Genomic DNA, 18,296 nt, shown 5'->3' on the forward strand with positions numbered 1-18,296 from the left:
AGTAATCAACAAAAATTTGAGAGCATGGTAACAATGAAAAACCGATTCGTAGCACTGTTGGCAATGGTTGCAGTGATCACAGGCCTGTCTTCCTGTCTGAAGAATAACGTGACGCCTGACGCGCCCAGCACGGTGATATACTTTATAAACGGATCACCCGCTTTTGGAATGGACCTCATTTTCAATTCCAAAAAAGCAAACTCCGCTCCTTTTACATTTGGCGCCTCTGCCGGCGATCAGTTTGCTCCGGCCAACATCAAGATCGATTTTACCAAAACAGGTACAGATAGTCTGCTGACAAGTGTTACAGCAAACTTCGACACTTTGCAATACAATACTATCTTCCTGTATGGCAATTCGATGGTAAAATCATATAGAGTGAGGGAAGACTTTTCTACGATCTCCCGTGAAAAAGCCAACGTGCGTTTTATGAATTTCGTGGAAAGTGCCACCCCGGTAGATTTCTACATTAACGCCAATAAGGTTTCTTCCGGCCGTTATTTTGAAGATTTCCTGGGAGATGTGAGCCTCCAGGCGCAAGATGCAGCTACAGTGACCGTTACGGTGAAAGACCAGGCCGGTACAGAACTGGCTACTTTACCTAATGTGAACCTGCTTGCCTCCAACGCTTACACCATTGCCTACATGGGTATTCCAGGACAAACAGGCGATAAGAAACCAGTGATCAACGTATATCGTCAATAATAGCATACAATAATATTTGTGAAACGTCCCGGGTTATAAAGACCCGGGACGTTTCTTTTTATGCTCATCTTTTTGCAGTAGGTTTGCGGCGGTCAACCTAAAAAAATAATTCCATATGCCATTAGCAGAAAGATTATCACGCATCTCTGTACCGCAAACCATCAGAATGGCTAAACTCAGCCGTGAGCTGAAAGCCCAGGGAATTGACATCGTAGATCTCAGCATCGGGGAACCCGATTTTGACACGCCGGTGCATATACGGGACGCTGCCAAAAAAGCCATTGACGAAGGATATACACATTACACGCCCGTTGCAGGTTATGCAGACCTCAAACAGGCCGTGGCCTATAAATTAAAAAGAGATAATGGCCTTGAATACAGCCCGGAACAGATCGTTGTATCTACCGGTGCTAAACAAAGCATTGCCAATACTGTACTCAGCCTGGTAAACCCGGGAGAAGAAGTGATCATCCCCACCCCCTACTGGGTCACTTATTCAGAGCTGGTGAAATTATGCCAGGGTGTGGTGAAATTTGTACCCTGCCCTATAGAGCAAAATTACAAGATCACGCCGCAGCAACTGGAAGCCGCCATCACACCAAAAACAAAACTGTTCATGTTCTCCTCCCCCTGTAATCCTACAGGTTCTGTTTATTCAAGAGAAGAACTGGAAGGCCTGGCAGCTGTGTTTGAAAAACACCCGGAGATCTACATCATTTCTGATGAGATCTATGAATATATTAATTATGTGGGTGAACATGTGAGCATTGCCAGCTTCGGCACCTTAAAAGAACGCACCATCATCATTAACGGTCTCAGTAAAGGATTTGCCATGACCGGCTGGCGCCTTGGCTACCTGGCCGCACCACTGGAAATTGCCAAAGCTGCGGACATGGTACAAAGCCAGTTCACTTCTGCCACCAGTTCCATCACCCAACGTGCCGCTATTACTGCGTTACGCGGAGAACTGGATACCGCTAAAGAAATGGTAGCTGCCTTCAGAGAACGCAGGGCTTTCATCTTTTCTGCACTCAAAAATATACCCGGGTTAAAAGTAAATGAACCAGACGGTGCATTTTACATGTTCCCTAACGTCAGCAGTTTCTTCGGTAAGTCTTTTGAAGACAGCCAGATCAATAATGCAGACGATCTTTGCATGTACCTCCTGCATAAAGCCAATGTAACCGTAGTATCAGGCCGCGCATTTGAACAACCGGATTGTATACGTATTTCTTATGCCACCGGCATGGATCGTATAGAAGAAGGAATGAAGCGGATGAAAGAATGGTTAGGTAAGCTGAAATAGCTTGTGTAGCGCCAGTACCTGGGGGATCACCATCTGTTGCTCATCATTGTAGATCACATGATCAGATAACTTCATTTTGATGCGGTCATCGATCTGCTTGTGCATTCTTGCCAGCACATCGTTACGGCTTACGCCGTCCCTTTTCATCACACGCAGGATGCGTAAGGATTCTGGCGCATACACACCTATTACTTTGTCTACATGATGAAAAGATTCCGTTTCAAATAGCAGCGCTGCTTCCTTGATCACGTAAGGGGATCTCTGCCGTTGTGCCCAGGCTTCTGAGTCACGGATCGTAGCGGGATGTACAATGGAGTTGAGTTTCTCCAGTTGCGACTTATCGTTGAATACGATATTAGAAATGAATTTCCGGTTGAGGCTGCCATCCGGCAGATAAGCCTCCGCACCAAAATGATCTTTGATCTGCCCGATCAGGAGCTGATCCTTTACCATGATCTCCTTTGCAGCATCATCTGCAGAGTAAACGGGTATGCCGAGTAGTCCGAAGATCCTTGCCACTGTACTTTTTCCTGATCCTATTCCGCCGGTAATGCCGATGATTTGCATGCCACCAAAATATAAAAAAAAAGGGAAAGAAGCGGACTTCTCTCCCTTTAAACGTCTTAAAGACAATTTATTTAACCTCAGTAGCTTTGTTTACTGCGCTGGTATATTCCATACTTACAGCAGAACGCTCTACTGTCAGGAAAGTACCAGGGCTAACTTCTATCTGTAAAGTATTATTCTCGTTGTTGATCTTTTTCACTTTACCGTGAATACCTGCGATAGTAACAATTTTATCACCTTCTTTCAGGCCTTCGATAAATTGCTTTTGCAGTTTGGCTTTTTTGGTTTGAGGACGGATCATGAACAACCACATCACCAGGATCATACCACCAAAGAAGAGCAGGGAGCCCATTCCGCCAAAACCACCGGAACCACCACCCGCTGGTGGCGTCATTAAGAAAACATTTAATAAGTTGTACATCGTATGTTGTTTGTTGATTTGAAGCTGTTAAAGGTACTATTTCTTTACGATCATGCATTGGATCCTTGGACCGTTGATCATAGGAGGATTTGTGTTGGCCTGAATATACAATTCTTTTTCAGTATGTCCTTCCGGCCGCCCCTTGCTGTCAAACTTCACCTTCATGTACCCGCTTTCCCCTGGTTTAATAGGTTCTTTAGGCCATTCCGGCACTGTGCAGCCGCAACTTGCTTCCGCTTTATTGATCAGCAGGTCTCTTTCCCCTGTATTGGTGAATTTGAAAGAATATTCCACCACTTCTCCCTCTGTAACATTGCCAAAGTCGTGCAATTCCTTTTCAAAGGTAATAGCCGGGTAATGGCCGCCAGCAGTATCCTGGGCATTGGTAGTGGTACTCTTCTCAGATTTTGCACCCTGGTTATTGCAGGCTGTAACAGCCAGCATGGCAGCAAAAAAAGTAAATAAAAGCGCTTTCATCCTTTATTTTTTTATTTCCGGTTACGGTCTGTTTTCTGGATCAGGTCTGCCTGTACCAGGTCTTTCAGGATATTATCCAGGATCCCGTTCACAAACTGGCCGCTTTGCGGTGTGCTGTAAGCTTTTGCCAGGTCTATGTATTCGTTGATCGTTACTTTGGTAGGGATGGTGGAGAAGTAGAGGAATTCACAAACCCCCATTTCCATCAGGAGCATATCCACAGAAGCGATACGTTCCGGATCCCAGTTCTGCAGTTTAGGTTTGATGAGCTCCAGAGTGTATTCCTTCTTATCCAGTACCGTGAGGAGTAATTCCTTGGCATATTCCAGTTTCTCCCGGCTGATGAGCTGAAGGAAATTGAACAGCTGTGGTTTGGAGAAGAAATTACCGACCAGGATGGTCATCATTTCTTCATCGTCCCCCCAGTGAATAAAGCTATCCTCCATGTGCTGGCGGAATAGTTCATTCTTTTCAAGGATCTCTTTATAGATGTACTCGATAATTTGTTTCTCTGTCACCTTATTCCTGCCTGGTTCTGCAATGTAGGCCTTGTAGATCGCTGATTCTGCCAGCTGGTTGTACAGCTTGCGGGTCAGTTCGATGTCCTCCAGCCTGCGGAGCTTCCAGTTGTCCAGGTTCACCTGGAACCCTTTATCCCCCATTACCTGGAAAATAAAGTCGTTCCCTGCTATTTTGGTGTTCACCGCCAGGTCGTTTGCACTGGGCAGGTGTTTAGAGGCCCTGTTCTGAGCGTCCGTTTCCGCGTATTGTGCTACGCGGGCAACAGAAAACAGCAAATACGTGAATATCTGGCTGGTCTGATCTAACTTTTCATTCAGCAAACTTGTTGCAGTACCGGGTTTAACCGTTCCCTGCTCCATGGTGTCCATGGCATACAATGTTTGCATAACTTTTACCCGGATGTTTCTTCTACTGATCATACGTACGCTTAGGAAAATGGCGGCAAAGCTACTGTTTTACAGGGACTTTTTAAAATATAGTTCCGGGGAGCCGGAAGCCGCATTCCGGGAAACGGGCTGCGGCACTGCCATCCACCTTCTGACTGACAGGCAAAAATGAAAAAATGTCATATCTTGACAGTCCCCCGGGAATATGTATCTTTGCATCCTGAAAATTTGACCCGAATACGTGGTTGGCATAATCTTCGTGCGGGTGGTTCCACTAACTTTTCAACTCATCTCTTTAAAAATAGAATAACAATGGCTAAAAAATTAACTATTAAACCTCTGGCAGACAGGGTGATCGTAAAACCCGCAGCAGCAGAAGAAAAAACCTCTGGTGGCATCATCATCCCGGATACCGCTAAAGAAAAACCTCAGCGTGGAACTGTAGTTGCAGCTGGTCCTGGTAAAAAAGATGAGCCAGTTACTGTGAAAGTTGGCGATACTGTACTGTACGGTAAATATTCCGGCCAGGAAATTCCATTTGAAGGAGAAGAATACCTGATCATGCGTGAATCTGATATCCTGGCTATTATCTAAGCCCTGATATCATTACCTTTTTTCCACAAAAACAACGTCCAAGAAAACAAATACTAATATGGCAAAGCAAATATTCTTTAATACAGACGCCCGCAACAAAATGAAAAAGGGTGTTGATACCCTGGCTGATGCGGTGAAGGTAACCCTCGGTCCTAAAGGCCGTAACGTGGTGATCGAAAAGAAATTCGGCGCCCCCAGCGTTACTAAAGATGGTGTAACTGTAGCAAAAGAAATCGAACTGGAAGATCCTATCGAGAACATGGGTGCACAAATGGTGAAGGAAGTAGCTTCCAAAACTGCTGACCAGGCCGGTGACGGTACCACCACTGCAACTGTTCTGGCTCAAGCCATCATTGGCGAAGGTCTGAAGAACGTAGCTGCAGGCGCTAACCCAATGGACCTGAAACGCGGTATCGACAAAGCTGTTAAAGCTGTTGTTGAGAACCTGAAGAAACAATCAGAAAAAGTTGGCAACGACAATAAAAAGATCGAACAGGTAGCTTCTATCTCCGCTAATAACGATGCTGAGATCGGTAAACTGATCGCTCAGGCTATGCACAAAGTAACTAAAGACGGCGTTATCACCGTTGAAGAAGCGAAAGGCACTGAAACTACTGTAGAAGTAGTAGAAGGTATGCAATTCGATCGTGGTTACCTCTCCCCTTACTTCATCACTAACAGTGAGAAGATGCAGGCTGAACTGCAAAATCCTTACATCCTGATCTACGATAAGAAGATCAGCACCATGAAGGACATCCTCCACATCCTGGAAAAAGTAGCTCAACAAGGCGCTCCCCTCGTGATCATCTCTGAAGATCTGGAAGGTGAAGCACTGGCTACCCTGGTGGTAAACAAACTGCGCGGTACTTTGAAAGTAGCTGCTGTTAAAGCTCCTGGCTTTGGCGACAGAAGAAAAGAAATGCTGCAGGATATCGCTACCCTCACTGCGGGTATCGTTATCAGCGAAGAACAAGGTTACAAACTGGAAAACGCAGACCTCACTTACCTGGGCCGCGCTGAATCCGTAACTATCGATAAAGACAACACAACCGTAGTAGGTGGTAAAGGCAAAAAAGCTGATATCCAGGCTCGTATCGGTCAGATCAAATCTCAGATCGAAGCTACAACTTCTGATTACGACCGTGAGAAACTGCAGGAGCGCCTCGCTAAACTGAGTGGTGGTGTTGCTGTACTGTACGTAGGTGCTGCTACAGAAGTAGAAATGAAAGAGAAGAAAGACCGTGTTGACGATGCTCTGCACGCTACCCGCGCTGCCGTTGAAGAAGGTATCGTTGCTGGTGGTGGTGTTGCCTTCATCCGCGCTATCGAATCTCTGGAAAAACTGAAAGGTGCCAACGAAGACGAACAAACTGGTATCCAGATCGTTCGCCGCGCTATCGAAGAACCACTGCGCCAGATCACTGCTAACGCAGGTATCGAAGGTTCTATCATCGTTCAGAAAGTAAAAGAAGGTAAAGGCGACTTTGGCTTCAATGCCCGTACAGAAGTATTTGAAAAATTACTGGCTGCAGGTGTTATTGATCCTACTAAAGTAACCCGCATTGCACTGGAAAATGCAGCATCCATCGCTGGTATGCTCCTGACCACTGAATGTGTGATCGCTGACAAACCAGAACCTAAATCTGCTGCAGCCGGCCATAGCCATGGCGGTGGTGGAATGGGTATGGATTACTAATCCTGTTCACATCAACAGATACCATCCCGCCCAGGTCTTTCCCGGGCGGGATTTTTTTATATTGTAACTTTCTGTCGCTTTAGCCCGTTTAACTATTGTATTTTTGACAAATTTTGGAGAACAGGCATGATTAAGAAACATTTCTTTCACTTACACCTTCTGCTCACCTGCTGCCTCGTGCTGCTGCTCAGTTCGTGTGCCAAAAAGTATAACTCCACAGACCTGCTTGGTGATTCGATCGACAGGGAAAATACCTATATCAGGGACTATCTCAGGAGTATAGGGCGGGATTCCGGTCTTATGTTCCACCCCAGCGGTATTTGTTACAAGATCATTTTACCCGGAAACGGCGTAGATACCATCCGGTCCAATAGCATTCCATCCATCGTATACACCACGAAAATACTCGCGGGTGATAAATTAATCGAATCCTCCCAGAACCTTCCCACTTCATTCGACAATCGTCCTATAAGGGACCATATCCTGGGATGGCAGATCGGTCTTACACTCATCACCAAAGGAGGCAGGATCATACTTTACATTCCTTCCAGCTTTGCCTATGGTCATCTTGGTGTTCCTCCCAATATTCCGCCCAATGCTATTCTTGAATCGGATATCACCCTGGTGGACTTTAAATAATCTGTAAATTTTTAAATAAGTATATGAAGAGACACTACTTTTGGCTCCTGAGCCTGTTAGCGATCACTGCTTTTGCGGCGTGTAATAAGAAAGACAATACACCTCCTTACGATCCCGTACAACAGGCTGCTACTGATGAAAGGCTGATCACAGAATTCATTGCGGCTAATAATATCACCGGTGTTATAAAGGATGATACCACTGCTTTGCATTACAAGATCCTGGAAAATGCCCCTGCAGGAGATACCATCAAGCTGAACGACAGGATGAATATCACCTACGAAGGAAAATTACTGAACGGTAACGTATTTGATGATGGAGATAAAACTACTTTGAACGACTACCGTTTACAGGAATTGATAGAAGGCTGGCAAATAGGCCTGCGGAAGATCTCCAAAGGCGGCAAGATCCAGTTATTTGTTCCTTCCGCCATGGGTTATAAGAACTACCCTACCGGAAGTATCCCTGCCAACTCCGTACTCGTTTTCGTCATCACCCTGCATAACTTCTATTATTAAGGCGGATTATCATCCGACTATCATATTGAGTCCCGCCGGTTAGCCGGCGGGATTTGTTTTTTCTACCTTACCTTTGAACACTAAACCTGAACACCGTGCCACACGAGTGCATATCCGTATTTGATATTTTTAAGATCGGCGTAGGACCTTCCAGCTCACATACCTTAGGCCCATGGCGCGCAGCCATGCGTTTTGTGGATGATCTGCAAACCGCAGGCAAACTGCCGCAGGTAAAGAACCTGGCCATCCTGTTATATGGTTCACTGGCCAAAACTGGCCATGGGCATGGCACAGACATTGCCGTACAATTAGGTCTTTCCGGAGATGATCCCGTTACTTTCGACGTGAATCAGATCGAATCCAAAATAGATGGTATCCGCCGCCACCGCAAACTGCAACTGGCAGGCCGGTACGAAATAGATTTTGATCCGTTAAATGATATTGAATTCCTCTACGACGAATCCCTTCCCTTCCATCCCAATGCACTTACCTTTTTGGTAACACTGGAAAATGGAGATCAGACGGCCACTACTTTTTATTCCATCGGCGGTGGTTTTGTAGTGAAAGAAGGAGAAGAAAAAGGCGCAGGTTATGGTGGTGTAGAACTTCCTTTTCCTATTGATACCGCCCGGCAGCTTTTACAGTTCTGTATCAAAACCGGCTTCTCTATTTCAGAGATCGTGATGGAGAATGAACAGGCCTGGCGCAGTGAAGCAGCCACAAAAGAAGGCATCCTCAAAATATGGCAGGTGATGCAGGAATGCACTTACCGCGGTGTGCATACATCCGGCGAATTACCCGGCGGATTAAAAGTGGGCAGAAGAGCCGCCGCACTGAATAAGAAATTACTGCAAGGCAGAACATACACAGATTATAATTCCTGGATAGAAGCCATCCGCGCTGGCGGCAATCATTTCTCCTACACGCTGGACTGGGTAAGTTGTTTTGCGCTGGCCGTAAATGAAGAGAATGCCTCTTTTGGCAGGGTGGTAACAGCTCCCACAAATGGCGCCGCAGGTGTAATACCCGCTGTATTGCAATACTACATTGCTTTCTGCGACGGATTGCATCCGGAAAAGATCATCCAGTTCGTACTCACCGCTTCTGAAGTAGGCAGCATCTTTAAAAAGCGTTCTACCATTTCAGCAGCCATGGGTGGCTGCCAGGCTGAGATCGGCGTATCATCTGCCATGGCCGCCGCCGCCCTCACAGAATGTATGGGCGGCTCCCAAAGGCAGGTACTGATGGCTGCAGAAATAGCCATGGAACATCATCTTGGTCTTACCTGCGATCCCATTGGCGGGCTGGTACAGATCCCCTGTATTGAACGGAACACCATGGGGGCCATCAAAGCCATCACGGCTTCCCAGCTGGCCCTGCAAAGCAATCCCGAACTGGCAAAAGTATCCCTGGACGCCGTGGTAAAAACCATGTGGGAAACTGCCCTGGATATGAATTCCAAATACAAAGAGACCTCCGATGGCGGCCTGGCGGTGAATATACCCATCAGCTTGCCGGAGTGCTGATCTCCCAATAAAACATTGTGTAATAGCGTTTCGTACATAACGGGACGCTATTTTAATTAATAGTTACAAATAATAAATTCCTATTATATTTGTATTTCTAAAATCTATTCATTTATGCCTACTACCCAGGAATTGCTGTTTATATTTATCATCGCCGGCGCCGTGGTGCTGGTGATCTGGACGTTGAAGGATACCCTGAAAAAACCCGGAAAGTCAGACGGCAAGTCAAAATCATCCACCCCTTCCTCTGCTGAGCAGCAATCTGTGATCCTGCCCCTGCAATTACAGGCATATGAGCGGATCGTATTGTTTGTGGAGCGCATTTCTCCCCAAAGTCTGATCAGCCGCATCAATCAGCCTGGTTTTACGGTGCTGGATATGCAGATAGGTATGGTATCGAGCATTAAGTCTGAATATGATCATAATGTATCACAGCAGATCTATGTAACGGCAGCAGCCTGGGAAGCCGTTAAAACCGTAAAGGAACAAACTATCTCCATCATCAACCAGGTGGCATTGAAACTGCCGCCGGATGCAAATGCTATTGAACTGAATAAACAATTGCTGGAGTTGTTCATGGCGCAAAAGGAATCTCCCGCAGAGATTGCGGCAGAGATCATCAATGTGGAAGCTAAAAAATTAATGCAGTAATAAAAGAGAAAACCGGGAGCTTTCACTCCCGGTTTTTTTTATAAGTTCTTTTCCCTGATCACTTCATTGAGCAGGTATCCTTTTCCGTTAAAGTGAATATAAAGCGGTGTGGATGCATACCAGGCCCTTTGCTCTTTTGCATGCACCTGGATGTGCAGATGCGGTTCCGTACTGAACCCTGAGTTACCGACCCTTGCCAAAGGCTGCCCCGTTACCACCATATCTCCTTCCTGTACAAATACCCCATCCTTTTTCAGATGGCCCATGAACACATAAAAAGAATCCGTTTCTATCAGCACCATATTCGTATTCTTCGGCCCTCTTTGCATATTAGGCGGAATATTATCCGGGTTCCCGCCATAAGCGCGGATCACCTTTCCGGAACAGGGGCTGTACACCGTATCCCCGTAAATAGCATAGTCCTCCAGTCTTTTGGAAAAGATGTAATTACCCCGCGTACCGTTCTTATTCAGTTTTACAATGTCCATGGCATAGATAGCGCCACGCAAACTAAAGTGAAAGATATTGGTAGGCAATCCCTTCCCTCCCTGTAAAACAAAATAACGTCCCTTTTTAAGCGGAAAATCGAGCTCAACCGTACGGGGTGTGCCGGTTGTGCCAGTGAAATATAAAATGCAGGCAGCGCCCAGCAGAATAGTTAAAATGGCTTTATACCACACTGCCCCCGCGCGAAGTTTTACTTTCCTTTTCCAAAGGAAGATCCCGGCAAGCAACAGGTAAATGATCCCGAATGCAAATTTGCAGGTGATGCTCAGGAACACCCAGGTACCAAAAAGATAAATGAACAGCCCCAGCGAAACAGATAAGGCTGCCGTAAAAAGCGCGTCTTTCAATGGCTGCCTGGTAGCCCTGTAAAAAAGGAAAATACTCAGTACCGCCAATCCAACCGTAAATGCCAACAACAGGTAAGTGATCATAGCCAGCCAACAAATTTTATCACAATTTATCGTTTTTAAAGTAACATTGTAAATATGGAAAAGAAGATCAGTACAGATTCAGGCATAGTTATTCAGCCACTCTATACCAATCCCGTACCGATGGACGAAATGCCCGGCAGTTTCCCTTTTACAAGAGGCATTCACGCTTCCATGTACCGGGATAAACTCTGGACCATGCGGCAATATGCTGGTTTCAGCACTGCAGAAGAATCCAATAAACGGTATCATTACCTGCTCAGCCAGGGCGTGATGGGCCTTAGTGTGGCTTTTGACCTTCCCACCCAGATCGGATATGATTCAGACCATCCCATGTCTGAAGGAGAAGTAGGAAAAGTAGGGGTAGCCATTGATTCCATTGAGGATATGGAGATCCTGTTTTCTGGAATAGACCTGGAAAAAGTATCCACCTCCATGACCATTAACGCGACCGGTTATATACTCCTTGCATTATACATTGCCCTTGCCAAAAAACAGGGCGCCGATCTGAAAAAGATCTCCGGCACCATCCAGAATGATATCCTCAAAGAGTATGCAGCACGCGGCACATTCATCTATCCGCCGCAACCATCCATGCGGCTTATCACAGACATCTTTGATTATTGCAGCCATGAAGTACCCAAATGGAACACCATCTCCATCAGTGGTTACCATATCCGGGAAGCAGGCGCCAATGCTGTACAGGAACTCGCATTCACCTTATCCAATGGCAAAGCTTACCTGAAAGCCGCATTGGAAAAAGGGCTGGACATCAACGTGTTTGCGAAACGTTTAAGTTTCTTTTTCAATGCACACAATCACCTGTTTGAAGAAGTAGCCAAATTCAGGGCTGCCAGAAGTATGTGGGCACATATCACCAAAGAGCTGGGAGCCACAGATCCCAAAGCACAGATGCTGCGCTTCCACACACAAACAGGTGGCAGTACTTTAACAGCACAACAACCACATAACAATATTGTAAGGGTAGCCGTTCAAACCCTCGCGGCCACATTAGGCGGCACACAATCCCTCCATACCAACGGATACGATGAAGCCATTTCTTTACCCACAGAAGCTGCTGCCCGCATCGCATTGCGTACGCAACAGATCATTGGATATGAAAGCGGCATCGCAGACACGGTAGACCCACTGGCTGGTTCCTATTATGTGGAAGCACTTACCAAAGAAGTAGAAACAAAAGCATGGCAGCTGATAGAAAAGATCGATGCCATGGGAGGTTCCGTAAGCGCCATAGAACAAGGATTTATCCAGGACGAGATTGCCCGCAGCGCTTATCAGTATCAGAAAGAGATTGAGAACGGAGAAAAAGTGATCGTAGGTGTAAATAAATTTGTAGTAAAGGAAGAACCAGACGGAGATGTATTCCGCATTGACGACAGTATCCGAAAGATACAATCTGAAAAACTGGCATCCCTGCGCGCCAGAAGGGATAACGAAAAAGCCCATGCCCTCCTCGCTGCACTGGAGGCGCGTGCAGCTACTACAGAAAACCTGATGCCGCTTGTAGTGGAAGCAGTGGAAAATTTCTGTACCCTTGGAGAAATTGCCGATTCCCTGCGTAAAGTATGGGGGGAGTACAGAGGGATATAAATTGATTATCTTGCAGCAGCTTTTAGCTTAACCATTACCATGAGTCTAATCCATTACCAACATTGTCCGATATGCGGATCAGAAAAGATCAGCAAGAAAATAACAGCAAAGGACTATACCGTATCTAAAGAAAGTTTTGACATCTGGGAATGTGCCGTATGCACCGGCCGCTTTACCCAGGGTATCCCTGATGTGAACGGCATCGGTCAATATTACCAGTCTCCGGAATATATTTCCCATTCAGAAACACGCGAAGGGTTGATCAACCGGCTCTATCATAGTGTACGCAAGATCACCATGCGCTCCAAGCAGAACTGGGTGAAATCTGCATCCGGTGTAAAGCAGGGTAGCCTGCTGGATATCGGTAGTGGCACCGGGGCTTTTCTTCATTATATGAAACAGGTGGGTTGGGAAGTAACAGGGCTGGAACCGGATGCCGGCGCCAGGCAGAATGCCAAAGACCTCTACAAAGTAGAATCCCGCTCAGTAGAAGAACTTTTCACTTTAGCACCCGGTCAGTTTGATTGTATTACTATGTGGCATGTACTGGAACATGTACATAACCTGCATGGTTATATTGAACAGATCCGCAAGCTCTTAAAACCAGGCGGCGCATTGCTGATAGCCGTACCAAATTATACTTCTACAGATGCCCGCATCTACGGGCAGGATTGGGCGGCATACGATGTGCCCCGCCACCTTTACCATTTCTCTCCGCATGCGATGGATGTGTTGTTACAACAGCACAAGATCCGCATTGATCAAAAACATCCTATGGTATTTGATGCTTTTTATGTAAGCCTGCTCAGTGAGAAAAATAAATATGGTGGTAGTGGTATGATCAAAGGGGGGTGGAATGGATTACGTTCTTACTGGAAAGCATGGCGGCATGTGGAGAAATGTAGTTCTATTGTTTATGAATGCAAAGCAGAAGAAATTCAATAATCATAAAGAGGCCGGCAGTGTTGCTGGCCTCTTTTATAAGAAGCTCCTCATAAAAATAAAAAACCTCTCTCTGCCGTAAGAACCTCCCCCTAAAATAAAAAAACCTCTCTCTGCCAACAGGGCACTGAAATAATTCCTCTTTTACTTCCCCTTAGGAAAATCTCCCTCCTCCCTCAAACTCATCTTCTCTGCCGTAGGAAAATTCACCGGTACAGGATAAGTCACCTTACCGGTAGCCAGCCATTCCGTAACCCTGATCACCGTAGTTTGATAACCAATACAACGGTAACTCAGCGGATAGGTCTCTCCTTTCCAGAGATGCCCCATGCTGGAATTATAAACACGGCCTTTACCATACTTCACCACCCATTCTACCGGCCACATTTTATGCGTAACAGAACTATCATATGCAAAAGATAAAACCGTGAGGTTCTCTGCAGGGCCGCGGGGATAATTGTATACTTCTGTGGAAGCTGTTTTCCAGCTGGAAGGATAACCTTTATTGATCGGGTGGCGGTTGAGGATCTGTATGATAGCATTAAACCTGCTGCCATGACTCGTTCCTTCTCCTTCTCCCGGAGGAATACGGATAATATGCCTGTTACTATCAATCTCCAGCGCAAAGCCCGTAGTTTTAGGCCGCCAGCCAAGGCCGATCATCTTATCATATTCCTTCCAATGCGGAAAAGCATTATTGCCGGAATGTAAAACGTACAGGGAACCACCGTTCCGCACATAATCTTCCAGCGCCAGTTCTACCCTTCGTGGCCAGCGGATAGCCGTATTAAAAACATTATTGGTGTTCTGGATCACTACGGCATATTGCTTAAATGCAGGTAGCCATGTACTATCCTCCATGGTAGAGATATCCACTTTGAAGAGCCCGCTTTCTTCCAGTATCCGTTTCGTGAGGTTACTGGTTTGCTTCCAGTCATGATTGCTGAACCCATCTACGATCAACACTTTCGTTTGAGCGGAGCTATAAAGCGAAAAGGCAAGGAATAAGATGCAGATAATGTATCTCATGCAAAAGTTGTTTAAGAAGCTTTTTTCAACGGCACCATTCCTTTTTTAGGATGCACCAGTTTCAACTCTTCAATAAGATGTTTAGCCCCTGCAAATTTATCCACGATAAATAATACATACCGGATATCCACCATGATGTTCCTGCAGATAGTAGCATCGTAATTGATATCACTCATCGTGCCTTCCCAGGTACGGTCAAAATTAAGGCCGATGAGATTACCATAAGCATCCAGCGCCGGGCTCCCGGAATTACCGCCGGTAGTATGATTGGAGGCAATAAAACAAACAGGCATCTTGCCATTGGCACCATAGTCACCGAAATCTTTTTTCGCATAAAGGTCCCGCAGCTTTTCCGGCACATCAAATTCATAATCACCAGGTTTGTACTTCTCCATTACACCATCAAGCGTAGTGGAAATATCATAGGTTACAGCATCACGCGGGTTATAGCCATTTACTTTTCCGTAGGTGATGCGGAGTGTGCTATTGGCATCCGGGTAAAACCGTTTGTCTTTCAGCACATCCATTTGTGCCTGCATATACTGGCGTTGCAAACGGCTAATATCCGGTTGCAGTGCATCGTAAGGTTTGTTGATAAAATCGATGTATCCATTCCTCAAACCTATCAGCAACCGCGTAGCAGGATCTTTCCACACTTCTTCTGAAACATTCTTGAAAGGTTTGTTCAGGAAGGCTTCCAGCTTATTATAAGCCGTTAAGGAAGAGGCAGCATACATTTTATTGGCAGTCGTTCTTCCGTCTTTGTTTGTTTCCATCCAGATCTGGTAAGCTTCTCCACCTATTTTATTGGAAGGCACTTCTTTAAAGTAGATATCCAGCAATGCTACTGCCACCTCCCGGTCTACATCGTTGTTATAGTTCTGGTATTGTGGTTTCACTTTATCCAGGAATTGCTGCCGGAGTTCTGCATAATTCTCTTCCCCTTTCAACCGGGTTTCCTGTAACAAAGAGATCACACCATTGGCGAAACCTAATAATTCCGTACTGCGTAATAGTTCAGTGTAATAGTCACGCGCAATAGCAGCAGGCCCACTTTCTTTATACAGGTTATTGAGCGAATCCAGCAATCCGCCATAGGTAGCACGGAATGCAGGATTAGCCTGCACCAATTGCTGGAAACGGGTTTCCTGGTCCAGCTTACGCTGTATACCATTCGTCTGGCGCACACCCTGCATCTCTCCTATCCATTTCTTCCAGGCATTGGCAGTACCGGCATATTTTGTAGCATATTGAATTTTGATCTGTTCATCCTTCCGCATAAAACCATCGATCACTTTCAACGCTGCATCGCGCATCTGTACACGCGCAGGATCCTGCCCCTGTACTGTGAGCTTCAATGCTTCAGAAGGCAGGTATTCATTGGTACGGCCAGGGAAACCAAACACCATCGTAAAATCATTGGAAGCAATACCATCCAGCGAAATAGGCAGGAAGTGTTTGGGCTTCAGTGGTACATTATCTTTTGAAAATTCGGCCGGGAGATTGTCTTTACCGGCATAGATCCTGAAGATGGAAAAGTCTCCGGTGTGGCGGGGCCATACCCAGTTGTCTGTATCCGCGCCAAACTTACCAATGGAAGAAGGCGGCGCACCTACCAGGCGCACATCTTTGTATGTTTCTGTTACAAAAAGAAAATATTGATTACCGTCGAAGAAAGGTTTGATCACCAGGTCCTGGTAACTTTCTTTTTTAATAGTAGTACGAAGGGTATTCAGGTTTTTATCGATGGCTGATTGTCTTTCTCTTTCCGTTAGTTTACCGGTTATGCCCTGTAACACTTGTTGGGTGATATCTTCTATCCTTACAATGAAAGTAGCGGTTAAACCAGGATTAGAGAGTTCTTCCTGTTTATTACGTGCCCAGAAACCGTTATCCAGGTAATTATTTTGCAGGGTGGAATGTTTTTGAATAGCGTCATAACCACAGTGATGGTTAGTGAGGAGGAGACCTTGTGAAGAGATGATCTCACCGGTACAAAAGCCGCCGAAGCTTACGATCGCATCTTTCAGGCTGCCTTTGTTCAGGCTGTAAATATCAGCTGCGCTGATCTTCATGCCCATACCTTTCATTTCCTTTTCGTTCAGCCTGTTCAGCAGCTGGGGTAGCCACATACCTTCTGTAGCATGTGCAGAAAGATGTGTAAGAAACAATACCGGTAACACCAGGTACTTCGCTAAAAGTTGCCTCATATGATTGTTGTTGGTGAATCAATGTGGCAATTTAGGGAAAAGCTATAACAAAAAGGGCGCTCTGAAACAGAGCGCCCTTTTTTATTTACAGGTGAATTGCTTCACCATAAGCTACTTCAATAGCGTCTTTCACAGCCTCACTCATGGTTGGGTGCGGGTGGATACTATCCAGTACTTCCTGGTAAGTAGTTTCCAGCTTACGTGCCGTTACCGTTTGAACGATCGCTTCTGTTACGTTAGCGCCGATCATATGTGTACCCAGCCATTCGCCATATTTGGCATCAAAGATCACTTTTACGAAACCTTCTGTTGCTCCGGCACCTACCGCTTTACCTGAAGCAGAGAATGGGAATTTACCCACTTTCACTTCATAACCGGCTTCCTTCGCTTGTTTCTCAGTGTATCCTACAGATGCAATCTCAGGTGCACAGAAAGTACAACCCGGGATGTTCATGTAGTCGATCTTAGAAGGTTTGTGTGCGTATTTCTTTTCGTTGTATGCAATTGCTTCCACACAAACGATCGCTTCTTTGGATGCAACGTGTGCCAGTGCCTGACCAGGTACCATGTCTCCAAATGCGTAAACACCCGGAACATTGGTTTGGTAGTAACCATCTACTATTACTTTGCCTTTATCTGTTTTTACGCCTAAAGCCTCCAGGCCCAGGTTCTCGATATTGGCTGAGATACCGATAGCGCTCAGTACTACGTCCGCTTCCAGGAAGATCTCGCCGGTTGCAGTTTTCACTTTTGCTTTCACACCTTCGCCTTTCTTTTCCACTGCTTCTACGCTGGCGTTGGTCATGATCTCAATACCTTTCTTCTTGTAGATCTTTTCCAGTTCTTTGGAGATATCTTCATCCTCTACCGGCACGATGCGCGGCAGGAACTCAACGATGGTCACTTTAGTACCCAGTGCATTATAGAAGTAAGCAAACTCAACGCCGATAGCGCCGGAACCTACGATGATCATGCTCTTAGGTTGTTTTGGCAGGTTCATTGCCTCACGGTATCCGATTACTGTCTTACCGTCTATTTTCAGGTTTGGCAGTTCGCGGGAACGTGCGCCGGTAGCTAACAGGATATGTTTTGCTTCATGTACCGTTGCTTTACCGTCTTTATCCGTCACTTCTACCTGGCCTTTTGCTTTCACTTTGCCATTGCCCATGAGCACATCGATCTTGTTCTTCTTCATGAGGAACTGAACACCTTTGCTCATTTTATCAGCTGCACCACGGCTGCGTTTGATCACAGCACCAAAATCTACTGAAGAATCTCCCACGGTTACACCGTAATCCTTGGAATGCTGGATGTACTCCACTACCTGTGCGGACTTCAACAATGCCTTAGTAGGGATACAACCCCAGTTCAAACAGATCCCGCCCAAACTCTCTCTCTCTACCACAGCTGTTTTAAATCCCAGTTGAGATGCCCGGATAGCTGCCACGTATCCACCGGGGCCACTACCAATTACGATTACGTCGTATGCCATATTGCTAGATTTTTATAATAAAACTTGGCAAATGTAGCAAAAAAAAGTAAAGTTTAGATAGTTCATACA

The 18,296-nt window shown here is 45.8% G+C and carries 18 protein-coding genes; 10 read left to right on the forward strand and 8 right to left on the reverse strand.

Features of this window, described 5'->3' with window-relative positions:
- Positions 1-24 precede the first annotated feature (24 nt).
- Both GFS24_RS10940 and GFS24_RS10945 read left to right on the forward strand, forming a co-directional pair.
- Positions 25-705: a DUF4397 domain-containing protein gene (locus tag GFS24_RS10940; RefSeq protein ID WP_153659599.1), complete on the forward strand. Its 681-nt coding sequence runs from the start codon at positions 25-27 to the stop codon at positions 703-705.
- A gap of 115 nt (positions 706-820) precedes the next feature.
- Positions 821-2,011, forward strand: coding sequence for a pyridoxal phosphate-dependent aminotransferase (locus GFS24_RS10945; protein WP_153659600.1), 1,191 nt, complete (start codon positions 821-823; stop codon positions 2,009-2,011).
- On the opposite strand, the gene coaE is transcribed toward GFS24_RS10945, so the two are convergent.
- The 4 genes from coaE to nusB all read right to left on the reverse strand — a co-directional run bounded on the left by coaE (position 1,994) and on the right by nusB (position 4,417).
- Positions 1,994-2,578 (reverse strand): dephospho-CoA kinase, encoded by a 585-nt coding sequence (coaE, locus tag GFS24_RS10950; protein WP_153659601.1) that lies wholly within the window; start codon positions 2,576-2,578, stop codon positions 1,994-1,996. The two genes, GFS24_RS10945 and coaE, sit on opposite strands and share 18 nt — an antisense overlap.
- Positions 2,579-2,645: 67 nt before the next feature.
- Positions 2,646-2,999 carry a preprotein translocase subunit YajC gene (gene yajC / locus GFS24_RS10955; RefSeq protein WP_153659602.1) on the reverse strand — a complete coding sequence of 118 codons (354 nt, stop codon included), beginning with the start codon at positions 2,997-2,999 and terminating at the stop codon, positions 2,646-2,648.
- 36 nt (positions 3,000-3,035) lie between these two features.
- On the reverse strand, positions 3,036-3,476 hold the full coding sequence (locus GFS24_RS10960) for a DUF1573 domain-containing protein (RefSeq protein ID WP_153659603.1): 441 nt from the start codon (positions 3,474-3,476) through the stop codon (positions 3,036-3,038).
- Between the two features lie 11 nt (positions 3,477-3,487).
- The gene (gene nusB / locus GFS24_RS10965; RefSeq protein WP_153659604.1) at positions 3,488-4,417 is read right to left on the reverse strand and encodes a transcription antitermination factor NusB; all 930 of its coding nucleotides are present in this window, start codon (positions 4,415-4,417) and stop codon (positions 3,488-3,490) included.
- Between the two features lie 279 nt (positions 4,418-4,696).
- On the opposite strand from nusB, the gene groES reads away from it, so the two are divergent.
- From groES to GFS24_RS10995, 6 genes are all read left to right on the forward strand, one after another.
- Entirely contained in the window at positions 4,697-4,978 is a 282-nt protein-coding gene (groES, locus tag GFS24_RS10970) for a co-chaperone GroES (protein WP_153659605.1), read from the forward strand.
- A gap of 58 nt (positions 4,979-5,036) precedes the next feature.
- Positions 5,037-6,674, forward strand: a complete 1,638-nt coding sequence (gene groL / locus GFS24_RS10975; RefSeq protein WP_153659606.1) for a chaperonin GroEL — start codon at positions 5,037-5,039, stop codon at positions 6,672-6,674.
- Between the two features lie 126 nt (positions 6,675-6,800).
- A complete protein-coding gene (locus GFS24_RS10980; RefSeq protein ID WP_153659607.1) occupies positions 6,801-7,313 on the forward strand; it encodes an FKBP-type peptidyl-prolyl cis-trans isomerase in 513 nt (170 codons plus the stop codon).
- A 23-nt stretch (positions 7,314-7,336) separates the two neighbouring features.
- Positions 7,337-7,831, forward strand: a complete 495-nt coding sequence (locus tag GFS24_RS10985; protein WP_153659608.1) for an FKBP-type peptidyl-prolyl cis-trans isomerase — start codon at positions 7,337-7,339, stop codon at positions 7,829-7,831.
- Between the two features lie 95 nt (positions 7,832-7,926).
- The gene (locus GFS24_RS10990; protein WP_371730382.1) at positions 7,927-9,357 is read left to right on the forward strand and encodes an L-serine ammonia-lyase; all 1,431 of its coding nucleotides are present in this window, start codon (positions 7,927-7,929) and stop codon (positions 9,355-9,357) included.
- 114 nt (positions 9,358-9,471) lie between these two features.
- The gene (locus tag GFS24_RS10995) at positions 9,472-10,008 is read left to right on the forward strand and encodes a hypothetical protein (RefSeq protein ID WP_153659610.1); all 537 of its coding nucleotides are present in this window, start codon (positions 9,472-9,474) and stop codon (positions 10,006-10,008) included.
- A gap of 38 nt (positions 10,009-10,046) precedes the next feature.
- On the opposite strand, the gene GFS24_RS11000 is transcribed toward GFS24_RS10995, so the two are convergent.
- Complete coding sequence (locus GFS24_RS11000) at positions 10,047-10,946, reverse strand: M23 family metallopeptidase (protein ID WP_153659611.1); 900 nt, start codon at positions 10,944-10,946, stop codon at positions 10,047-10,049.
- Positions 10,947-11,000: 54 nt separating this feature from the next.
- Here GFS24_RS11000 and GFS24_RS11005 point away from each other — a divergent pair, with 54 nt between their 5' ends.
- Both GFS24_RS11005 and GFS24_RS11010 read left to right on the forward strand, forming a co-directional pair.
- Complete coding sequence (locus GFS24_RS11005) at positions 11,001-12,554, forward strand: methylmalonyl-CoA mutase (RefSeq protein WP_153659612.1); 1,554 nt, start codon at positions 11,001-11,003, stop codon at positions 12,552-12,554.
- A 39-nt stretch (positions 12,555-12,593) separates the two neighbouring features.
- On the forward strand, positions 12,594-13,499 hold the full coding sequence (locus GFS24_RS11010; protein ID WP_153659613.1) for a bifunctional 2-polyprenyl-6-hydroxyphenol methylase/3-demethylubiquinol 3-O-methyltransferase UbiG: 906 nt from the start codon (positions 12,594-12,596) through the stop codon (positions 13,497-13,499).
- Positions 13,500-13,640: 141 nt separating this feature from the next.
- On the opposite strand, the gene GFS24_RS11015 is transcribed toward GFS24_RS11010, so the two are convergent.
- From GFS24_RS11015 to lpdA, 3 genes are all read right to left on the reverse strand, one after another.
- The gene (locus GFS24_RS11015) at positions 13,641-14,525 is read right to left on the reverse strand and encodes a ThuA domain-containing protein (protein ID WP_153659614.1); all 885 of its coding nucleotides are present in this window, start codon (positions 14,523-14,525) and stop codon (positions 13,641-13,643) included.
- A gap of 11 nt (positions 14,526-14,536) precedes the next feature.
- Positions 14,537-16,735, reverse strand: coding sequence for a S46 family peptidase (locus GFS24_RS11020; RefSeq protein ID WP_153659615.1), 2,199 nt, complete (start codon positions 16,733-16,735; stop codon positions 14,537-14,539).
- 85 nt (positions 16,736-16,820) lie between these two features.
- Positions 16,821-18,227: a dihydrolipoyl dehydrogenase gene (gene lpdA / locus GFS24_RS11025; protein WP_153659616.1), complete on the reverse strand. Its 1,407-nt coding sequence runs from the start codon at positions 18,225-18,227 to the stop codon at positions 16,821-16,823.
- Between the last annotated feature and the right edge of the window lie 69 nt (positions 18,228-18,296).

This window comes from Chitinophaga sp. SYP-B3965, assembly GCF_009647655.1.
Classification (GTDB): Bacteria; Bacteroidota; Bacteroidia; order Chitinophagales; family Chitinophagaceae; genus Chitinophaga.

What these genes read in the sequence shown, in the direction of transcription:
- GFS24_RS10985 (WP_153659608.1), top strand. Translation starts at nt 7,337, where the DNA reads ATGAAGAGACACTACTTTTGGCTCCTGAGCCTGTTAGCGATCACTGCT.
- yajC (WP_153659602.1), bottom strand. Translation starts at nt 2,999, where the DNA reads ATGTACAACTTATTAAATGTTTTCTTAATGACGCCACCAGCGGGTGGT.
- groL (WP_153659606.1), top strand. Translation starts at nt 5,037, where the DNA reads ATGGCAAAGCAAATATTCTTTAATACAGACGCCCGCAACAAAATGAAA.
- groES (WP_153659605.1), top strand. Translation starts at nt 4,697, where the DNA reads ATGGCTAAAAAATTAACTATTAAACCTCTGGCAGACAGGGTGATCGTA.
- lpdA (WP_153659616.1), bottom strand. Translation starts at nt 18,227, where the DNA reads ATGGCATACGACGTAATCGTAATTGGTAGTGGCCCCGGTGGATACGTG.
- GFS24_RS11005 (WP_153659612.1), top strand. Translation starts at nt 11,001, where the DNA reads ATGGAAAAGAAGATCAGTACAGATTCAGGCATAGTTATTCAGCCACTC.
- GFS24_RS11020 (WP_153659615.1), bottom strand. Translation starts at nt 16,735, where the DNA reads ATGAGGCAACTTTTAGCGAAGTACCTGGTGTTACCGGTATTGTTTCTT.
- GFS24_RS11010 (WP_153659613.1), top strand. Translation starts at nt 12,594, where the DNA reads ATGAGTCTAATCCATTACCAACATTGTCCGATATGCGGATCAGAAAAG.
- GFS24_RS11015 (WP_153659614.1), bottom strand. Translation starts at nt 14,525, where the DNA reads ATGAGATACATTATCTGCATCTTATTCCTTGCCTTTTCGCTTTATAGC.
- GFS24_RS10940 (WP_153659599.1), top strand. Translation starts at nt 25, where the DNA reads ATGGTAACAATGAAAAACCGATTCGTAGCACTGTTGGCAATGGTTGCA.
- GFS24_RS10995 (WP_153659610.1), top strand. Translation starts at nt 9,472, where the DNA reads ATGCCTACTACCCAGGAATTGCTGTTTATATTTATCATCGCCGGCGCC.
- GFS24_RS10960 (WP_153659603.1), bottom strand. Translation starts at nt 3,476, where the DNA reads ATGAAAGCGCTTTTATTTACTTTTTTTGCTGCCATGCTGGCTGTTACA.
- nusB (WP_153659604.1), bottom strand. Translation starts at nt 4,417, where the DNA reads ATGATCAGTAGAAGAAACATCCGGGTAAAAGTTATGCAAACATTGTAT.
- GFS24_RS10980 (WP_153659607.1), top strand. Translation starts at nt 6,801, where the DNA reads ATGATTAAGAAACATTTCTTTCACTTACACCTTCTGCTCACCTGCTGC.
- coaE (WP_153659601.1), bottom strand. Translation starts at nt 2,578, where the DNA reads ATGCAAATCATCGGCATTACCGGCGGAATAGGATCAGGAAAAAGTACA.
- GFS24_RS11000 (WP_153659611.1), bottom strand. Translation starts at nt 10,946, where the DNA reads ATGATCACTTACCTGTTGTTGGCATTTACGGTTGGATTGGCGGTACTG.
- GFS24_RS10945 (WP_153659600.1), top strand. Translation starts at nt 821, where the DNA reads ATGCCATTAGCAGAAAGATTATCACGCATCTCTGTACCGCAAACCATC.